Source organism: Streptomyces sp. NPDC127197 (assembly GCF_042672405.1).
Lineage (GTDB): Bacteria > Actinomycetota > Actinomycetes > Streptomycetales > Streptomycetaceae > Streptomyces > Streptomyces flavusporus.
In genome coordinates, this window is record NZ_JBHXVG010000014.1 from 83,205 (window position 1) to 100,616 (window position 17,412).

A 17,412-nucleotide genomic window follows, 5' to 3' on the forward strand; every position below is an offset into this window, starting at 1 on the left:
AGAGCCTCGGACGGCCGGCTCCCGGGGAACGGGCCGCCAAGCCGCCCTCAGGGAAACAGTGCCCTGCCGGACCGGCCAGGCCGGTCCGGCCCCGGCGGCCGAGGGCTGCCTGGTGTGCGACGGTCATGCGGCGATGGTACGCAACCGGTTCATGGCCACGTACAGCTGACCGGCCAGCAGGCCGCCGACCAGTTGGGCCACGAGGTACACCGGCAGCTGCGACCAGTCCACCGGCCCTCCGGCCGAGCCGGACACCAGCAGAGGCCCCAGCGTTCGTGCAGGGTTGAGGGCCGCTCCGGTGACCGGGCCGACAGCCACCGCGATGGCGAAGACCGCGAATCCGATGGGCAGGCCGGCGAAGCCGCCCGGGGCGCGCTGGTCGACGACGCCGAAGACGACGAAGACCAGGATGAAGGTGCCCAGCGCCTCCGCGAGGAACGCCTGGGACGGGGCGGTCGGAGGGGCGTAGGACGCGACGCCGAGGCCGAGGTGCACCGCGCGTGTGCCGAGTACACCGACGACGGCCCCGGCACCGGCCACCGCCCCGGCGCACTGGGCCAGCACGTATCCCACCACCTCACGTCGGGGGATTCTGCCCGTGGCCGCCAGGGCGAGGGTGACGGCCGGGTTGATATGGCAGCCGGACACATGGCCTATTGCGAACACGGCGGCCACCACCACCATGGCGAAGGCGAAGGCGATCACACCGAGGTCGGCCATCGTGAAACTGGTCTTCCCGGTTTTCTGCAACATGAGGGTGGCGGGAATCGATCCCACGCCGAGAAAGACGAGGAACGCGGTGCCCAGGAACTCGGCGAGCAACCGTTGGAGATATGTGTTCTCGGTGTTTTCTGTCATGGCTTACCGAGCGCCGGGCACGAGGATGGCGCGGCCCTGCAGCCGACCCTGATCGAGATCGTCCATGGCGTCGTTCACCGCATCGAGCGGATACGTCGTGGTGTGCAGGCGCACCTTGCCCTGGGCGGCGAGCGTCATCAGTTCGTCGAGGTCGTTGTAGCTGCCGACGAGGTTGCCGATGACGTTGATCTCGTTCGAGATGATGTCGATGGTCGGAACGTGGACGTGCCCCCCGTATCCGACGACGAAGTAGGAGCCGGCCCTGCGGAGCATGGCGACACCCTGTGCCTCGGTGCCGCGCTCGCCCACGAAATCGATGACGACGTGCGCGCCTTGACCTGCGGTGATCTCCCGCACCGCGGCCACCGGGTCGCCGTCGGCGCGCACGGTGTGATGGGCGCCCAGGCTCCTGGCCAGTTCCAGGGCCGCGTCGGAGGTGTCCACGACGACGATCTCGGCGGCGGTCAGGGCCACCAGGGCCTGGATGCCGATGTGCCCGAGGCCGCCGGCGCCGATCGCGACGACGCAGGCGCCGGGGTACAGCAGCGGCACCGCCTTGCGTACGGCGTGATAGGCGGTCAGGCCCGCATCGGCCAGCGCGGCAACATCGGCGGGTCGGAGACCGGCGCCGAGCTTTACGCACGAGCGTGCGCTGGTGAGCATGAACTCGGCCATGCCACCGTCGCAGTCGATGCCCGGGAAGGCGCTGTTCGCGCAGTGCACGTCATCGCCCGAACGGCATGCGCGGCACAGACCACAGGTCATCAGCGGATGGATGATCACGGGATCGCCGACCGCGACATGGGAAACTCCGGAACCGATCTCCCGCACCCATCCGGCGTTCTCGTGGCCCAATGTGTACGGCAGCGATACCTGCGACTTTTCCTGCCACTGTCCCTCGATCACATGGAGGTCGGTTCGACACAGTCCGGCCCCACCAATTTCCACGATGACGTCCTGCGGTGAGGTGATTTCGGGTTCCGGCACCTCTTCCACAAGGGGCCGCTGGTGATATTGGTGCACGCGCACTGCCTTCATTTTGGAACACTCCTCGTACCTGAATCCCGAAACTCGGGGCGAGGAGATCGTCACGGGCTCGTAACCGGACGGTCAATGGAACAGCACCCCGAAGATTCCGCCTGCTGAAAAATTAGACAACTCATTACGCAAGATGCGAAGTCCTCAGATATCGGGCGCTTCCCTGGCGCGGGCGGCCTGCCGATCATCGGCCGGCGCCGTACGATCTGCCTCCGTCACCTGCTGCAGGCCCGCAGCCAGTCGACATACGTCCATGGAGAGAGCCTGATGATCTTCATCACCGCCAAGTTCCGAGTCCGTCCCGAGCATGCCGACCAGTGGCCGGAGATCACCGCCGACTTCACCGAAGCCACGCGCCGGGAGCCCGGCTGCCTCTGGTTCGACTGGTCGCGAAGCGTGACGGACCCCACGGAGTACGTCCTGGTCGAGGCCTTCCGCGATGACGAAGCAGGCGCTGCTCACGTGCAGTCGGCGCACTTCAAGGCCGCACAGCAGACGCTGCCACCGCATCTGGTCGAGACCCCTCGCATCGTGAACGCGCACGTTCCGCAGGACGACTGGTCGCTGCTGGGCGAGATGGCCGTTCCCGAGCAGGAGTAGCACGAGCTGGGCGCACTCCCCCGGAGTGACTTGCGTGCGACGACGAAGCGCGCGACGCCCGCACGGCCGATACTGGGGATGAGCCGCTGCAGGCCCAGGCAGGCGGGACGGGTGGGAGCGGCCCGGCGCACCGCACTACGAGTCCCTCGAACGGTGCGAGGTTGATGGGGCGATGGACGACACATCCCTGACGACGCTCAGCGAGAGCCCGGAGGACCCGTTCTCGGTCCACCAGTCGGCGTCCGCCGTCCTGGACGACCACGGGCGGGTCGTCGCCTGGAGCGAACAGGCCACGCGCCTCCTCGGGCACCGGGCCGCCGAGGTGCTGGGCCGGCCGGTACGCGAGGTCCTGGTCGCCGGCGGAGACGAGGCCCTGTTCACCGAGGCGGTCGCCGCGTGCCTGCGGGAGCGCGGCTGGTTCGGGCTGCTGCCGGTCCGGCATCACGCGGGCCACCGCGTGTACGTGGGGTTCCGCGCCCGGAGGGTGCAGCGCCTGGACTCCACCGTCGAGTGGCTGCTCGTGGGCTCGCGCGCCGAGGACGTCGTCCAGTGGGAGGTCGACCGGGCCGTGCTGGACGGCTTCTTCCGCCGGTCCCCCGTCGGTGTCGCGGTTCTCGGCCCGGACCTGCGCCTGCTGCGGGTGAACCGGGCGATCGCACGGTTCGGCGGTCTGCCGGCCGAGGCCTACGCCGGGCTTCGCACCTCCGACTTCCTGCTCGGTCCGGACGCGCAGCTGGTCGAGGATCGGCTCCGGTCGGTCCTGGAGACGGGCCAGCCCGTGATCTTCGCCGAGCAGCCCTGCCGGCTGCAGCAGGACCCTCAGAAGGAACTGATCGTCTCCGTTTCCGCCTTCCGGATGCAGGACCCGTCCGGCCGGGTGCTCGGCGTCACCGAGATCGTCGAGGATGTCACCGACCGCCACCGGGCCCGTCGGCGCCTCGCACTGCTCAACGAGGCCGGCACCAGAATCGGGAGCACCCTGGATGTGGCCAGGACGGCGCGTGAGCTGGCCGAGGCAGCGGTTCCCGCGCTGGCCGACGCGCTCTCGGTGGATCTGCTGGAACCCGTGACCCATGGGGAGGAGCCCGCCCCCGACGCCGTGGGCCCGCTGCGCAGGATGGCGGTCCGCAGCGTCCGGCTCGAGGCACTGCAGGTGATGTATCCGCTGGGCCATCTGTTCTCCTTCCCCGAACAGACCGCGCAGGGACGCTGCCTGGCCGAGCGGCGTTCGGTCCTACAGCCCACCCTGGAGGTCGACCGCGGATGGTTCCTGGTCGACCGTGAGCGGGCCGAAAGGATGGTGGCGCTGGGTGTCCACTCGCTGATGGTGGTGCCGCTGGCCGCGCGCGGTGTCGTCCTCGGCCTGGTCTGTTTCTGGCGGTGGCAGCGGCCCGAGCCGTTCGAGGAGGACGACCTCACCCTGGCAGAGGAGTTCGCCGCCCGGGCCGCGCTCTGCATCGACAACGCCCGCCGCTACACCCAGGAGCACCAGGCGGCCGTGGCCCTCCAGCGCAGCCTGCTGCCGAGCGAGGTACCCGAGCACCCGGCGGTCGACACCGCCCACCGCTACCTGCCCGCGCAGGCCTCCACCGGTGTCGGCGGCGACTGGTTCGATGTCATTCCGCTGTCGGGACTGCGCGTCGCGCTGGTCGTCGGTGACGTCGTCGGCCACGGCATGCACGCGTCGGCGACCATGGGACGGCTGCGCGCCGCCGTGCACACCCTGGCCCATCTCGACCTGGCTCCGGACGAGGTCCTCGCCCGGCTCGACGACCTGGTGGATCATCTGGCCACCGAACAGCGGCAGGCGGACGCCAACGCCCCCCAGATCGTCGGCGCCACCTGCCTGTACGCGATCTACGATCCGGTCTCCCGGCACTGCGCCATGGCCCGCGCGGGGCACCCGCCGCCGACCGTGCTGGGGCCGGACGGCCGGGTGCGCCTGATCGACCTCCCCGCCGGGCTGCCGCTGGGCGTGGGCGGGCTGCCGTTCGAGACCGCCGACCTCGAACTGGACGAGGGCAGTCTGCTCGCCCTGTGCAGCGACGGGCTGCTCCTGGCCGACCACCGGGACATCGACCAGGGCTTGACACTGCTGCGCACCGTACTGGCCGGTCCGGCCCGCTCGTTGGAGCACACGTGCAAGGCGGTGGAGGACGCGATGCTGCCCGACCGGCCCGCCGATGACGTCACGCTGCTGCTGGGCCGCACGCGGGTGCTGGCGGCGGAGAAGGTGGCCACGTGGGAGCTGTCGGCCGACGCCACTGCCGCCGGTCGGGCCCGGGCGCTGGTGACGGACCAGCTGGCCGAGTGGGGGCTGGAGGAGGTCGCCTTCGTCACCGAACTGATCGTGAGCGAACTGGTCACCAACGCGTACCGGTACGCCGGCGGCCCGGTGCTGCTGCGACTGATCCGGCACAGCCATCTCATCTGCGAGGTCTCGGACACCAGCAGCACCTCCCCCCACCTGCGCCAGGCCGGAAGCAGCGACGAGGGCGGACGTGGTCTGTTCCTGGTGGCCCAGCTGTCCGAACGGTGGGGCACCCGCTACGGCCGCAACGGAAAGACCATCTGGGCCGAGCACCCACTGTCCACCGCCGCTCCGAACGCGCGTAACGGTGAAACCATGCCTTCTTGACCTGCGCCGCCGAGCTCCGCGAAGGGACGGGGGCGGTCCGCAGGTGTCGGGCATCGACGCGGACCGCCCCCGTCGGCTCAGTTCGCCGGGGAACCGAATTCCTTGCGGGTGTCCACCGGCTTGCCGAACAGCTGCCACCGCTCGCCCTTGAACCGCATCAGCTGCATCGTCTCGAGCGGGAAGGCGTCGTCGGGCCCGGTGGAGAGGGTGACACCGGGCAACAGCATGTCCACCTTGACGTCCTTCAGGTTGCGCACCGCGTCCCGCAGCCCCTCCCTGGTCGGGCACTTCATGGCGTCCAGGGCCTTGTGCAGGCTGGAGGCGGCGGCCCAGCCATAGGCGTTGAACTGGTTGGCCGGGTCGGAGTCGGGCGCGTACTTGCGCAGCGCGTCCCGGTACGTCTTCATCTCCGCGTCGTCGGCCCACTGCGGGTCGGCGGGGTCCTTGAAGTAGGTCGCCGACACCACGCCCTGGACGTTCTTGAACCCGACGGGCTCGAGCACGGTGGCGGACGAGGACACGTTGTTGACGATGTGCACCGGGTTCCACTTGGTGTTCTTGGCATCGGCGGCGAGGGCCTGGCTGCCGAACTTCGGCGTGGTGATGTTGAGCAGCACATCCGCCTCGGACCGGGCGAGGCTTGTCATCTGTGCCGAGACGGACGGGTCGGTGACCTCGTAGCTCTCCTCGGCGACCACCTTGATGCCGCTGCCGGCGGCAGCCTCCTTGAACCCGCCGAGCAGGTCCTTGCCGAAGTCGTCGTTCTGGTACAGGACGGCGACCTTGGCCTTCGGCTTCTCCTCCTTGAGGAATTTCGCGTACACCCGTGCCTCGGACACGTAGTTGGGCTGCCAGCCGGTGGTCCACGGGTGCTTGTCGTCCGTACCCCAGAGGGAGGCGCCCGTGGCGACGAAGGGCTGCGGCACCTTCCGCTTGTTGAGGTAGTCCCACACGGCTGCCGTGGACGGGGTGCCCAGAGTCTGGAACACGGCGAAGACCTTCTCCTGCTCGACCAGTCTGCGGGCCTCCTCGACCGCCTTGGGCGGCTGGTAGCCGTCGTCGCGGACGACGAACTCCACGGTGCGGCCGTCGATTCCGCCCTTGTCGTTGACATGCTTGAAGTAGGTGCTCACGCCGTTGCTGATCGTGCCGTACGCGGAGGCCGGTCCCGACAGCGGATAGATGCCGCCCAGCTTGATGCTCTTGTCGGTGATGCCGGTGGTCTGCTGGCCCCGGCACGCGCCGTCGGCGGCGGCATCCTTGTCGTCCTGCCCGCGCTGGGTGTTGCAGGCGGCGGCGAGGAGCAGCGCGGTGGATGCGGCCGCGGCCGTGGCCGCCCGCAGAGCGGTCGTCTTGCGCATGTGATTCATTCCTTTTCCGTGCGGGGCGGTGCGCCCACGGGTTCGGCATCGACAGGTGCGGGATCCGCGGGTGCGGGGGGCGCGGACGGGGGTTCGGATTCGGGCGTGCGGTCGGCGGCGGGGGTGGCGCGGGTGAGGCGACGGGCAGCGGCGCCCCGGGCGCGGCCCGCCAGACCGGCCAGTCCCGTCGGGGCCACGAACATCACCGCGATGATCAGCAGGCCGAACACCACACCAGGCGCCGCGTCGCTGATGTCCTGGGCCACGCTCGGCACGTACATCACGAACGCCGCCCCGAGCAGCGGTCCGTACAGCGAGGCGAGGCCTCCGACCACCAGGCCGGCCAGCAGCGTGATGGACAGCACGAAGCTGAACGAGTCGGGTGAGACGAAGCCGATCACCCAGGTGTACAGACACCCGGCGACACCGGCGAACATCGCGCTCCAGGCGAAGGCGAGGGTCTTGTGCAGGGACAGCCGTACGCCCATGACCTCCGCGGCGCTCTCGTTGTCCCGCAGGGCGAGCAGTGCCCGGCCGACGCGCGACCGCAGGAGGTTGCGGGCGAGCAGCAGGGCCACCGCAGTGACGGCGAGGACGACGAGGTACATCCACTGGTCCTCGGCCAGCCCGCTCCACGCGGGCGGCTGCAACTTGTCCACGGTCAGGCCCATGGAACCGCCCGTGACCGGTTCGAGCCGCTTGAGCAGCGGCGGCAGGAACACCGCGAACGAGAGGGTGACCAGGGCCAGGTACAGCCCCCGCAGGCGCAGGGCGGGCACTCCGAAACCGAGGCCCAGCAGGAAGCATCCGACGGCCGCGACGGACAGGGTGGCCAGGTGGCCGGTGTCGTACCGGTCGAGCATGACCGCGGCCGTGTAGGCCCCGGCCGCGAAGAACGCCCCGTGCCCGAGCGAGATCTGCCCGCCGAATCCGACCAGCAGGTTGAGTCCGGCCAGCGCCACGGCGTACAGCAGGACCATGGTCAGCTGGAAGACCTGGAAGGGGGCGAAGTAGAACGGTGCGCCGACGGCGACTGCCACGGCGAGCAGCGCGGTGAGCGCGGCCCGCAGGCGCCGGGCACGGTCGGTGCCGGGGTTTGCGACGATCGTGCTCATGCGCGCTCCACCGCCGCCCGTCCGAACAGGCCCTGGGGCCGCATCAGCAGCACCGCCAGGATGATCACCAGGGGTACGCCCACCTTGAGATCGGCTCCGATCACGTCCACGTACGCCCCGGCCAGCGTCTCGGCGACGCCCACGAGCAGGCCGCCGACGACCGCGCCGACCGGGCTGTCGAAGCCTCCGAGGGTGGCCGCTGCGAAGGCGTAGATCAGTACCCCGCCCATCATGTTGGGCTCCAGGAACAGCACCGGGGCGACGAGCACGCCCGAGACCGCGCCGACCGTCGCGGCCAGCCCCCAGCCGAGCATCAGCACCCGGCCCACCCGGATGCCCGACAGCCGGGCGGAGACGGGGTTGCACGCGGCCGCCCGCATCACCAGGCCGACGGAGGTGTGCTGGAACAGCAGGTACAGCAGGCCCATCACGAGGGCCACCACAGCGATGATCCCGAGCGTCGACCAGTCCACCCGCACCCCGGCCAGATCCATCCCGCCGTCGGGGAACGGCTGCGGGAAGTCCTTCACGGTGAACGACCAGATCAGACCGGCCATGGCGTTGACGAAGATGAACAGGCCGACCGTGACGATGACCGTCGTCAGCTCGGGCGCGTTCCGCACGGGACGGATGACGAGCCGTTCGACCAGCATGCCGCCGGCGAACGACACCACCAGGGTGACCGGCAGCGCAAGCCAGAACGGCATCCCGGACGCCACGAGCTGCCACGCCACATAGGTGGAGATCATGGCGAGCTCGCCCTGAGCGAAGTTGACGATCCCGGTGAACCGGTGGATCAGCACCAGGGCCAGCGCCAGGCTGGCATAGACGGCGCCGGAGCCGACGCCTTCCACCACTTGCTGGAGTACCTCGGTCACGGCGCTCACCCGCCCTTCCCCGCGCGGACGGAGACACCGAGGTACACCTCGGCGACCTGTCCGTCCTCGCGGATCTGTGCGGCCGGTCCGGACAGCACCAGGCGGCCGGCCTCCAGTACGTGGGCCCGGTGCGCGACATCCAGTGCGAGCTGGGCGTTCTGCTCGACGACGACCACAGTGGTGCGTTCCTCCTCGTTGACGGCACGGACGATCTCGAACAACTCGCGGGTGACCAGCGGCGCGAGCCCCAGCGACGGCTCGTCCAGGAGCAGCAACGAGGGCCGCAGCATCAGCGCCCTGCCGATGGCGAGCATCTGCTGCTCGCCGCCGCTGAGGCTGCCGGCGGCCTGGCGGGACCTCTGGCGCAGCTTGGGGAAGTAGCCGTAGATCCGTTCCAGGTCGGCTGCCACCGCCGCACGCTCGGCGCGGCCCCGCCGCCGTCGGCCGGTGCGCACGTGGGCGCCGATGCGCAGGTTCTCCTCGACGGTCAGGTCGTTGAAGGTGCCCCGGCCCTCGGGCACGTGCGCCACGCCGAGCCGGGCGGCCTGCTCGGGCGAACGGCCCAGCAGCTCCGTACCGTTCAAGGTCACCGAGCCGCGTCCACGGACCATGCCGCACAGGGCCCGCAGGGTTGTTGTCTTGCCCGCCCCGTTGGGTCCGAGGATCGCGCACACTTCGCCGCGAGCGACGGTGAAGTCCAGGCCTTGCAGCACCCGGGCCTGGCCATATCCGGCGTGCAGGTCGGACACCTTCAGGAAGTCCGGCTCCGCACTCGCCCCGGCCTCGGTGGGACCGGTGGTCGGCTCGCTCATGCTGCCACCCCCAGGTACGCCTCGATGACCGCCGGGTCGCGCTGGATCTCCTCCGGCGGGCCCTCGGCGATCTTGCGCCCGAAGTCGAGACACACGACCTTGTCGCACAGGCCCATCACGAATCCCATGTGGTGTTCGACCACCACGAGCGTCAGGTCGAAGTCCTCACGCACCGCCCGGACCAGATCCGCGAATTGGTCGACCTCGCCGTGGCTGAGACCGTTGACGGGTTCGTCGAGCAACAGCAGCCGGGGCTGTACCGCGAGCGCCCGGGCGAGTTCGACGCGTTTGAGGGTGCCGAACGGCAGCCCGGAGGCGGGGTGGTCGGCGACGTCCGCCAGGCCGAGCCGCCGTAGCAAGTCGTCCGCCTGGTCACGCAGTTCCCTCTCCTCCCGCCGGACGCGGGGCAGCCGGAGCGCCGCGGCGAGGTGTCCGGTGCGCCCCCGGCTGTGGGCGCCGACCATGACGTTCTCCCGGACCGTGAGCCGCGGGAACAGTCCCAGGTTCTGGAAGGTGCGGGCGATACCGCGCCCGGCCACGGAGTGCGGCGGGAGGGCGAGCAGGTCCTCGTCCTCGAACCGCACCGTCCCCGCATCAGGGGTGCAGCGCCTGGTGAGGCAGTTGAACAAAGTGGTCTTGCCGGCTCCGTTCGGCCCGATGAGCCCCACGGCGGTGCCCGGCTCGACGGTGAAGGCGACACCGTCCAGTGCCGTGATCCCGCCGAAGCGCACGCTGATACCGTCGACCGCGAGCATGAGTGACGCCCCTTCCGATGTACTGGGGGGTGAGCGAGCGTCACAGTAGGTGGGGGCCTTACGGCGGCACATTGGGTGCGAGCACCCAACTTCGCGGCCTCCGACTTGTGCGCCGCGCCCAGTTCCCCGGGGATCTCGCCCGCCGGGCCTGTTGACGGGACACGACGCGGACAGCGACGATCGGCGCCATGCCTCGCGGACCCGCCCTGGGCACCCCCGCACTCTCCGAACCGCTCAGCCGGGAGCGGCACCGCATCCTGCACGCCGTCCAGGACCGGCTCGAGGAGGTCACGCAGACCGCCGTCGCGGTGATGCGCACGGAGATCCCGTCGTACGCCCTCCAGGACGAGCGGTTCTTCGACGACGTACGGGACCAGGTGCTCACGCACTACCGGATGCAGCTCGCGGCGCTGGCCGGCGACCGCGACATCGCCCCCGAGGACCTGGTCTTCAGCCGCGCGGCAGCCATGCGCAGGGCCCGCGCGGGGTTCGCTCTGGAGGACTGGATCAGCGCCTTCCGCGTCGGCCGGCAGGTGCTGTGGGACGCGCTGCTGGACTGCGCGGGCCCGTCCCCCGAGGCGCAGCAGGCCGCGCTGTCACTCGTCACACCGCTGATGCAGTACGTCGACTACGCCAGCACCCATGCCGCGCAGGCCTACGTCGAGTACAAGCAGCACGTGGTCGCGGACGCGGACCGGGAGCGCCGGGACCTGCTGGACCAACTCCTGGCCGGCGCGGCACCGACGCGCGGCCCCCTGCTCGCCGCGGCCCAGGCCTACGGCATCGGGTCGCACTCGCCGATGATGGCGGTCGTGGCCGTGTGCGTCGACGACATCCGCACCGGCGACCTCACCTCCGCCGAGCACGGCTACGCGACCAGCGCGTCCCTCAGCGTCGCCGGGCCCTGGGCCGGCCGGACCCTGGTCGTCGTCCGCCATGGCCAGGTGGTGGCCGTGCCCGTGGTGCGCACCGGCATGGACCCGGAGGACATCTGTGCGCACTTCGGGGCCGTGCAGCGGCGGCTCGCGCGGGAGGGAACCATGCTCGCCATGGGCATCAGCACCGTCGCCCAGGGCGCCGGCGAACTGCCGCGCGCCTACGAGGAGGCCCGGGCCGCACTCGACCTCGTGCCGAGCGGGGGCGGGGTGGCGGCACTGCCGCGACTGTCCCCCTTCGACTACCTTGCGCTGCGCGCCGACGACCTCGCCCGCCAGCTGGTCGATCCCCGTGTGCGTGCGCTGCTGGAGGAGGACCGAAGACGTGGCGATCCGCTGGCCGCCACCATACGGGCCTTCGCGGAGGCGGATCTCAACCTGCGGCTGGCCGCCGACCGGCTGCGGGTGCACCACAACACGGCGCACTACAGGCTGCGCCGGATCGAGGAACGCACCGGGCGCAATCCGCGCCGGATCGCCGACCTCCTGGAACTGCTGGTCGCCCTCGCCATCCGCGACGGGGACAGGGAAGGCGGAGAACACCAGTGAGCGGAATCGTGGAGACGACCGGGACGCAGACGCCACGTCAGCACCCGGACGGACAGGCGAAGTCGCGCCTGCCGGAAGTGGACGCCGAGCAGGACGGCTCCGTGCGGCATGCCCTGCTGAGCGCCGCCCTGGAGGTGTTCACCGAGCGCGGTTACACCGAGGCCGGTCTCAATGAGATCGCGACACGCTCCCACATCCCGCTGGGCAGCCTCTTCCAGCACTACGGCGGAAAGCGCGGCCTGTATCTCGCCCTCTGGGAGGAGTTCCGGGAGGAGCAGGAGCGCCGGACCGCGGCCACGCTGGCCGCCGAGCGTGACCGGGGCGTGGACGATCCCATCGCCCTCTTCGTCGCCGGAGCCAGGGCCTATCTGGAGGGTGCCTGGGACAACCGGCGCCTCGCCATGCTCCTCGTGGAGGACGACGGCCCCGCCGGCTTCGACGCGCTGCGCCGCCAGTGGGACCGCGCCTGGGTACAGCGCAACGCCCGGCTCCTGGAGGTGGACGAGAAGCGACGTGTCGGCCGGGTTCGGGTGAGAGTGCTGACCACCGTGATCGGCGGGGCGGCACGCGAGCTGGGCGACTGCGCGGACGAGAGGGAGGCCCGGGAGATCGTGGACGAGGTGTGCGGCATCCTCATCCACCTGTCGGCTCCGGCCGGCTGAACGCCCGGCGCCGGGCACGGCACCAAGGGTGCCGCACAGACGTGCGGGGGCGGTGGGGCGGCGGTTTGAGACAACGCTGCGCGGAGTGCGTATCGCTTCACGACGGATGTTGCCCGAGGAGGACTGCCGATGGGAATCCCCGACGCCGAACCGCGGCAAGGCCTCACGTCCGGGGGCGGTCCCGCGCAGGAAATCCGGGACTCCTTCCAGGCCGTTCTGGACGCCTTGGACGCCGCACGGACCGACCTACGCACGCTGGACCAGCAGCACCGTCGCCTCGGCGACACGGCCGAGGACAGCGCTGTTGCCGGTCACCTGCGCAGGGTTCCGCAGGAAGCCGTGGTAGGGCCGCTGTGGTCACGCGGCACGCGACCAACTGCGGACCGCAGAACCGGCCCACCTGCGGACACTCCCCGCTGCGCCATCCCGCAACCGTGGGATGCGCCTCCGGCCCCGCTCGTCGCCCCGCCCTCCGATGCGCCCGTGTCCCCGGAAGTCGTCCGCGCGCCCGAGCGGCAAGGAAGCGGAGGACTCCGACGACGCCGAGGACCCGGTCGCTTCATCAACCGGCGGCGCACCCGGGTCGCCGGAGCCCTCGGACTGGGCACCGTGAGCGGATTGATCATCGGCGCGGCCCTGCTCGACAACGAGCACACCGCACCGGCGGAACCCCCCGCATCCATGGAGCAACCGGACCGGCCGCTTCCCGGCAGTTCCGCGCTCCCCCAGATCCCGGGCACCGGCGTCCTGCGCGAGACGGACAGCGGCCACGGGGTGTACGAGTTGCAGGTGCGTCTGCTGCAGATCCCGAACATCTACGACGGCGGCGCCGTCGACGGCCGCTACGACGCGGAAGTCCGGCAGGCCGTAGCCCGGTTCCAGAAGTGGTACGGCATCCACGGGGACGAGAGCGGCGTCTACGGGGACGACACCCGCCACGCCCTCATGCTGCGCACGAAGTAGTCATCGTAGTCATCGAGCTAGCGGCCGAGGCCCTCGACCGCCACGGTGGCGGCCTTGGCGAGCAGGGCGTCGCGGCGCTCGGCGTCCTTCTTGTCACGGGTGGACATGACCGCCATGACGATGGGGTTGCCACCGTCGTCGGGCCACACCACGGCGATGTTGTTGCGTCCCCCGTATCCGGCGGTGCCGCTCTTGTCGGCCACGTCCCAGTCGTCGGGGACGCCCGCCCTGATGAGCGTCCGACCGGTCATGTTCGTCGTCATCCACTGCCGCAGAAGCTCGCGTTCGTCCCGCTTCAGGGCGTCACCGAGCAGGAACGCCCGCAGGCTCCCCGCCATCGCTCGCGGGGTGCTCGTATCGCGGATGTCGCCCGGTGTGCCCTCGCTCATCTCCGTCTCGTACCGGTCCATCTCGGTGACGTCGTCGCCGAACTCCTCCAGCACCTTCTCCAGGCCGTCGGGCCCGCCGAGTTCGTCGAGGAGCAGGTTGACCGCCGTGTTGTCGCTGTACCAGAGGGTGGCGGCACACAGCCCCCGCAGGGTCATGCCGGTCTCGACGAAGTTCTCGGACACGGGCGAGTTCTCGACCAGGTCGTCGCGCGAGTACCTCACCACCTTGTCGATGCCGTCCGTCCCGTACTTCCGGAGGATGGCACCCGCCGCCAGCGCCTTGAACGTGGAGGCGTACGCGAACCGGTCGTCCGCCCGGTGGCCGACCGACCGGCCCGTGCCGGTGTCCAGGGCGTAGACACCGAGCCGCGCGTCGAACTCCCGCTCCAGTGCCCGGAACTCGGCAGTGGTGGGCTTCGTGCCCGCCGCCGGTGACGCGGACCGTGCCGCGCCGGCGGGTGAGCCGGCCCCGGACGCGGTGTGCTGACCGCACGCCGGAAGTGCGGCGAGCGCGAGCAATCCGGCCGCCGCCCAGGCGGCGCCCCGGCGGATGCGAAGCGGATGCGTCATGGAATGGACCTCCGAGCCGTCGAATGACATGGGGAACCTGCGAGCCCCGGGGAAAGCCCTGGGCGTCGACCACTCTCCGGCCAGTGGGGTGCCGAGGTCCAAGACGCGGACGTTCGACTCCATGCTGTTTTGGCATAGTTGGGCTCATGGATCTTGTCGCGGCATGCCGGGCGTTCGTCAGTGTGAGCGAGCACGGCAGCTTCACGGTGGGCGCGGCGGCGGCCCGGACGGCCCAGTCCGTGGTGAGCCGCCGCGTCGCCGCGCTGGAACAACGCCTCGGCGAGCGGCTGCTCGACCGGTCCTCGCGGGCGGTGACGCTGACGCCCTTCGGCCGGGACATGCTGCCGACGGCGAGGCAACTCGTGCGGCTCGCCGACCGGTTCGAGCACGAGGCGGAGGCCGCGCGACGCCGGCCGCTACGGCTCGCCGTACCCGCCGTCTGCCCGACCGGTGCCCTCGCCCGCCTCATCGCTGAGGCGCACGAGCAGCAGGTCCTCCTCGACCCGTTTCCCGCCGGGCCGGCCGAGCGGGCCGACCTCGTCACGTCCCGGCAGGTGCGCGCGGCGCTGCTCGCGGTGGCTCCCACCGAGGCGACCTGGACGGTGCCGCTGGGCCTGGCGGTCGCGCACGCCCCGGGCGGCGGGCCGATCTACCTGGACACCCTGCGCCCCGGCCGGGCCGACCGCGACCAGCGGCCCCGGCGCGTGTGGCTCCAGCCGGAGGACGACGTGCCGCACGTCCGGGACCGTCTCGCCCGGCTGCGCGACGCCGTCGGGCTGCTCCCGGCCCAGCTGGCCGTCGCACCGGCCGTGGCCGCCGCCGCGGCGGACGTGCTCAGTCAGGGCGACGCACTGCTGTGCTCGGCCGCGCAGGCCCGCGAACTCCGCCTCCACTGGCGGCCCGTCGGCGAGCTGGGCCCCGGCTTCGCGCGGGGGTACTCCCTGGCCGTGGCGGACGTCGACGCCGTCCGCGTACGCCAGGTGTGCGCGGACGGTATCAGCCGGTGCCTCGGCGCCACGGAGCGCTCGGAGGCAGCCTCATGACCACCAGTACCGAGAGACTGCTCGGGGATCTGCGCCGGGCCCTGCGCGACGGCGGGCTGTACGGATCGTTCCTCGTCCGGGACCTGGAGACGGGTGACGAGATCGGTATCGACCCCGACATCGAGTTGCCCGTCGCGTCCCTGGTGAAGATCCCGCTCGCCCTGGTGACGCTGGAACGCATCCGGCGCGGGGAACTCGACGGCGCCGCGGTGATCGAGGTGCCGCCGGGGCGGATCACCACTCCCGGTCCGACCGGCCTGAGCCGGTTCCGTCACGCCGCCCACATCGCCGTGGAGGACCTGCTCTACCTCACCCTCTGCATCAGCGACAACAGCGCGGCCGACGCGCTCTTCGACCTCACGCCGCCCGACCGGGTCGGGGCGGTGCTGCACGAGTTGGGGCTGCGAGGCATTGCAGTCCGGCACACCATGCGCGAGCTGATGGAAACCCCGGTGGAGCGTTTCGACCCGGCGGACGTGCACCTCGCGCACGCCCTCGCGATCGACGCCGGCACACCGGGGCGCGGCCACCGGGTGCCACAGCTCGACATCTCGCGCGCCAACACCGGGACGGCACGGGCCTTCGTCGACCTCCTTCAGGCCCTCTGGCGGTCGCGGCCCGGAACCGAGAGCGCCGAGCCCCCGACGATGCCCTCGGCGATCCACCCCGACGTCGCGGCAAGGGTACGCGGTTTCATGGCCAACAACCTCGTGCGCAACCGCCTCGCCCCGGACTTCGACTCCGACTCCTCCACCTGGTCGTCCAAGACCGGCATGCTGCTCAACCTGCGCCACGAGGTGGGCGTCGTCGAACACGCCGACGGCCAGACCTATGCGATAGCCGTCCTGACCGAGTCACGGGTGGCCGCCGGCCGACAGCCTGGCGCCGACGCCCTCATGGGCCAAGTCGCCCGGCGGCTGCGCGACGAGCTCCGTTCGAGGTGGGGCTAGGGCGTGTCCGGCGTGCCAGGCCCCGCGATTCCGGCATGATCCGCCGGGCACGCCCTAGGTGTTCAGTCCACGGAAGTCGGTGACGGTGACGCCGTTGCGGGTTCGGGCGGGCAGAACTCGGCCGAGACGACGTTCTTTCCGCCACCGACCCAGTCGCCGTTGAAGTTCAGAGCGATCATGTGCCGGCCGTCCTTGGTGCCGAAGGCCTGTGTCGAGGAGCCGTGGATACCGCCGGAGTGACCCCAGACCTTGATCCCGCAGGTCGTCTCGTACTCGATGAGGCCCAGGCCGTAGCGCTGGCGCGGCAGGTTGCCCTCGGTCGAGACCGTGGTCGTCATCTGCCGGAGCTGGGCGGGGCGCAGCAGCCTACCGCCGAAGAGGGCGGTGTAGAAGCGGTTGAGGTCGGCGGAGTTGGTGACCATCTCGCCCGCCGCCCAGGCCCAGGACGGGTTGAGTTCAGTCACGTCGTAGGTCTTCCCCGGGTCCTCCGTGAAGGTGGAGTAGTGCCGGGTGGGCGCGGGGACATGCGGGTCGGTGCCGGGGAAGTACGTGGCGCGCATCGCGAGCGGCCTGGTGATGCGCCGCTCGATCTCCTCGGCGTAGGGCCTGCCGGTCAGCTTCTCGATGATCAGCCCCAGCAGGAGGTAGTTGGTGTTGGAGTACTTCCAGGAGGTGCCGGGTTCGAACTGGGGCGGGTTTTGCAGGGCGAGGGCGATGACCTGCTGCGGAGTCCAGTCGTCGTAGCGGGACTCGAGGAACTCGATGCCCAGCACCTTCTTCGAGAACGCAGCGTCCTCGGTGAAGTTGAAGATGCCGCTGGTGTGGTTCATCAGCTGACGGACCGTGATCTTCGTGCCGTCGTGGCCGTTCCCCCGCACCAGGCCAGGGAGGTAGTGGTCGACCGTGGCATCGAGATCGGCCTTCCCTTCCGCCTGGAGCTGGAGCAGGACGGTCGCCACCAGCGTCTTGGTGACGCTTCCCGCGCGGAACCGGTCGCCGTTGCCGCGGGGCTGCTGCGTGGAGAGGTCGGCGACGCCCGAGGTACCCTTCCACCCCCCACGGGTGTCGCGTACTTCGGCCACGACACCCGGCACGCCCGCGGCGACGGCCGCGTCCATGGCAGCCTGGGTGGCAGCGTGCCGGGACTCCCGCGTCTCCGCGGCGGTCACCGTGCCGCCGGCCGCGGCCGCAGGCGTCGTCAGCAGGGCCGAACCTGCCGCTGCGATCGCGGTCACGCCCAGCAGTGTCCTCCGTGTCCGGCGTGTCGACATGTGCACCAACCCTCTCTCGGCCTGC

The 17,412-nt window shown here is 70.8% G+C and carries 16 protein-coding genes; 7 read left to right on the forward strand and 9 right to left on the reverse strand.

What is annotated here, in order from left to right:
- Window positions 1-123: 123 nt before the first annotated feature.
- Window positions 124-858, reverse strand: a complete 735-nt coding sequence (locus ACFVJQ_RS22710; RefSeq protein ID WP_385786218.1) for an MIP/aquaporin family protein — start codon at window positions 856-858, stop codon at window positions 124-126.
- 3 nt (window positions 859-861) lie between these two features.
- A complete protein-coding gene (locus tag ACFVJQ_RS22715; protein ID WP_385786221.1) occupies window positions 862-1,950 on the reverse strand; it encodes an NAD(P)-dependent alcohol dehydrogenase in 1,089 nt (362 codons plus the stop codon).
- A 213-nt stretch (window positions 1,951-2,163) separates the two neighbouring features.
- On the opposite strand from ACFVJQ_RS22715, the gene ACFVJQ_RS22720 reads away from it, so the two are divergent.
- Both ACFVJQ_RS22720 and ACFVJQ_RS22725 read left to right on the forward strand, forming a co-directional pair.
- Window positions 2,164-2,496, forward strand: a complete 333-nt coding sequence (locus ACFVJQ_RS22720) for a putative quinol monooxygenase (RefSeq protein WP_385786224.1) — start codon at window positions 2,164-2,166, stop codon at window positions 2,494-2,496.
- A gap of 172 nt (window positions 2,497-2,668) precedes the next feature.
- Complete coding sequence (locus ACFVJQ_RS22725) at window positions 2,669-5,134, forward strand: SpoIIE family protein phosphatase (RefSeq protein ID WP_385786227.1); 2,466 nt, start codon at window positions 2,669-2,671, stop codon at window positions 5,132-5,134.
- A gap of 77 nt (window positions 5,135-5,211) precedes the next feature.
- Here ACFVJQ_RS22725 and ACFVJQ_RS22730 read toward each other — a convergent pair whose 3' ends face one another.
- From ACFVJQ_RS22730 to ACFVJQ_RS22750, 5 genes are read right to left on the reverse strand one after another with little or no spacing between them, the layout of a single operon-like run.
- On the reverse strand, window positions 5,212-6,495 hold the full coding sequence (locus ACFVJQ_RS22730; RefSeq protein ID WP_385514064.1) for an ABC transporter substrate-binding protein: 1,284 nt from the start codon (window positions 6,493-6,495) through the stop codon (window positions 5,212-5,214).
- 5 nt (window positions 6,496-6,500) lie between these two features.
- On the reverse strand, window positions 6,501-7,610 hold the full coding sequence (locus ACFVJQ_RS22735; RefSeq protein WP_385786230.1) for a branched-chain amino acid ABC transporter permease: 1,110 nt from the start codon (window positions 7,608-7,610) through the stop codon (window positions 6,501-6,503).
- The gene (locus ACFVJQ_RS22740; protein ID WP_385786233.1) at window positions 7,607-8,497 is read right to left on the reverse strand and encodes a branched-chain amino acid ABC transporter permease; all 891 of its coding nucleotides are present in this window, start codon (window positions 8,495-8,497) and stop codon (window positions 7,607-7,609) included. Before ACFVJQ_RS22740 ends, ACFVJQ_RS22735 begins: the two co-directional genes overlap by 4 nt.
- A complete protein-coding gene (locus ACFVJQ_RS22745) occupies window positions 8,494-9,300 on the reverse strand; it encodes an ABC transporter ATP-binding protein (RefSeq protein ID WP_385514061.1) in 807 nt (268 codons plus the stop codon). The genes ACFVJQ_RS22740 and ACFVJQ_RS22745 overlap by 4 nt, the downstream gene beginning before the upstream one ends.
- The gene (locus ACFVJQ_RS22750) at window positions 9,297-10,055 is read right to left on the reverse strand and encodes an ABC transporter ATP-binding protein (protein WP_385514060.1); all 759 of its coding nucleotides are present in this window, start codon (window positions 10,053-10,055) and stop codon (window positions 9,297-9,299) included. The genes ACFVJQ_RS22745 and ACFVJQ_RS22750 overlap by 4 nt, the downstream gene beginning before the upstream one ends.
- 188 nt (window positions 10,056-10,243) lie before the next feature.
- Between ACFVJQ_RS22750 and ACFVJQ_RS22755 the strand changes: the two genes are divergently transcribed.
- The 3 genes from ACFVJQ_RS22755 to ACFVJQ_RS22765 all read left to right on the forward strand — a co-directional run bounded on the left by ACFVJQ_RS22755 (window position 10,244) and on the right by ACFVJQ_RS22765 (window position 13,164).
- Window positions 10,244-11,539 (forward strand): PucR family transcriptional regulator, encoded by a 1,296-nt coding sequence (locus ACFVJQ_RS22755; protein WP_385786237.1) that lies wholly within the window; start codon window positions 10,244-10,246, stop codon window positions 11,537-11,539.
- The gene (locus tag ACFVJQ_RS22760) at window positions 11,536-12,201 is read left to right on the forward strand and encodes a TetR/AcrR family transcriptional regulator (protein WP_385786240.1); all 666 of its coding nucleotides are present in this window, start codon (window positions 11,536-11,538) and stop codon (window positions 12,199-12,201) included. The genes ACFVJQ_RS22755 and ACFVJQ_RS22760 overlap by 4 nt, the downstream gene beginning before the upstream one ends.
- Window positions 12,202-12,330: 129 nt before the next feature.
- Window positions 12,331-13,164 carry a peptidoglycan-binding protein gene (locus tag ACFVJQ_RS22765; protein ID WP_385786243.1) on the forward strand — a complete coding sequence of 278 codons (834 nt, stop codon included), beginning with the start codon at window positions 12,331-12,333 and terminating at the stop codon, window positions 13,162-13,164.
- A 17-nt stretch (window positions 13,165-13,181) separates the two neighbouring features.
- Here ACFVJQ_RS22765 and bla read toward each other — a convergent pair whose 3' ends face one another.
- Window positions 13,182-14,123, reverse strand: coding sequence for a class A beta-lactamase (gene bla, locus ACFVJQ_RS22770; protein ID WP_385514056.1), 942 nt, complete (start codon window positions 14,121-14,123; stop codon window positions 13,182-13,184).
- Between the two features lie 146 nt (window positions 14,124-14,269).
- Between bla and ACFVJQ_RS22775 the strand changes: the two genes are divergently transcribed.
- Window positions 14,270-15,166: a LysR family transcriptional regulator gene (locus ACFVJQ_RS22775; RefSeq protein WP_385514055.1), complete on the forward strand. Its 897-nt coding sequence runs from the start codon at window positions 14,270-14,272 to the stop codon at window positions 15,164-15,166.
- Window positions 15,163-16,116, forward strand: a complete 954-nt coding sequence (locus tag ACFVJQ_RS22780; RefSeq protein ID WP_385514054.1) for a serine hydrolase — start codon at window positions 15,163-15,165, stop codon at window positions 16,114-16,116. The genes ACFVJQ_RS22775 and ACFVJQ_RS22780 overlap by 4 nt, the downstream gene beginning before the upstream one ends.
- A 62-nt stretch (window positions 16,117-16,178) precedes the next feature.
- On the opposite strand, the gene ACFVJQ_RS22785 is transcribed toward ACFVJQ_RS22780, so the two are convergent.
- A complete protein-coding gene (locus ACFVJQ_RS22785) occupies window positions 16,179-17,387 on the reverse strand; it encodes a serine hydrolase domain-containing protein (RefSeq protein WP_385514053.1) in 1,209 nt (402 codons plus the stop codon).
- Window positions 17,388-17,412 lie beyond the last annotated feature (25 nt).

Coding starts and splice junctions, on each gene's coding strand:
- ACFVJQ_RS22730 (WP_385514064.1), bottom strand. CDS start 6,495: ATGCGCAAGACGACCGCTCTGCGGGCGGCCACGGCCGCGGCCGCATCC.
- ACFVJQ_RS22785 (WP_385514053.1), bottom strand. CDS start 17,387: ATGTCGACACGCCGGACACGGAGGACACTGCTGGGCGTGACCGCGATC.
- ACFVJQ_RS22775 (WP_385514055.1), top strand. CDS start 14,270: ATGGATCTTGTCGCGGCATGCCGGGCGTTCGTCAGTGTGAGCGAGCAC.
- ACFVJQ_RS22710 (WP_385786218.1), bottom strand. CDS start 858: ATGACAGAAAACACCGAGAACACATATCTCCAACGGTTGCTCGCCGAG.
- ACFVJQ_RS22745 (WP_385514061.1), bottom strand. CDS start 9,300: ATGAGCGAGCCGACCACCGGTCCCACCGAGGCCGGGGCGAGTGCGGAG.
- ACFVJQ_RS22750 (WP_385514060.1), bottom strand. CDS start 10,055: ATGCTCGCGGTCGACGGTATCAGCGTGCGCTTCGGCGGGATCACGGCA.
- ACFVJQ_RS22765 (WP_385786243.1), top strand. CDS start 12,331: ATGGGAATCCCCGACGCCGAACCGCGGCAAGGCCTCACGTCCGGGGGC.
- ACFVJQ_RS22755 (WP_385786237.1), top strand. CDS start 10,244: ATGCCTCGCGGACCCGCCCTGGGCACCCCCGCACTCTCCGAACCGCTC.
- bla (WP_385514056.1), bottom strand. CDS start 14,123: ATGACGCATCCGCTTCGCATCCGCCGGGGCGCCGCCTGGGCGGCGGCC.
- ACFVJQ_RS22725 (WP_385786227.1), top strand. CDS start 2,669: ATGGACGACACATCCCTGACGACGCTCAGCGAGAGCCCGGAGGACCCG.
- ACFVJQ_RS22735 (WP_385786230.1), bottom strand. CDS start 7,610: ATGAGCACGATCGTCGCAAACCCCGGCACCGACCGTGCCCGGCGCCTG.
- ACFVJQ_RS22720 (WP_385786224.1), top strand. CDS start 2,164: ATGATCTTCATCACCGCCAAGTTCCGAGTCCGTCCCGAGCATGCCGAC.
- ACFVJQ_RS22780 (WP_385514054.1), top strand. CDS start 15,163: ATGACCACCAGTACCGAGAGACTGCTCGGGGATCTGCGCCGGGCCCTG.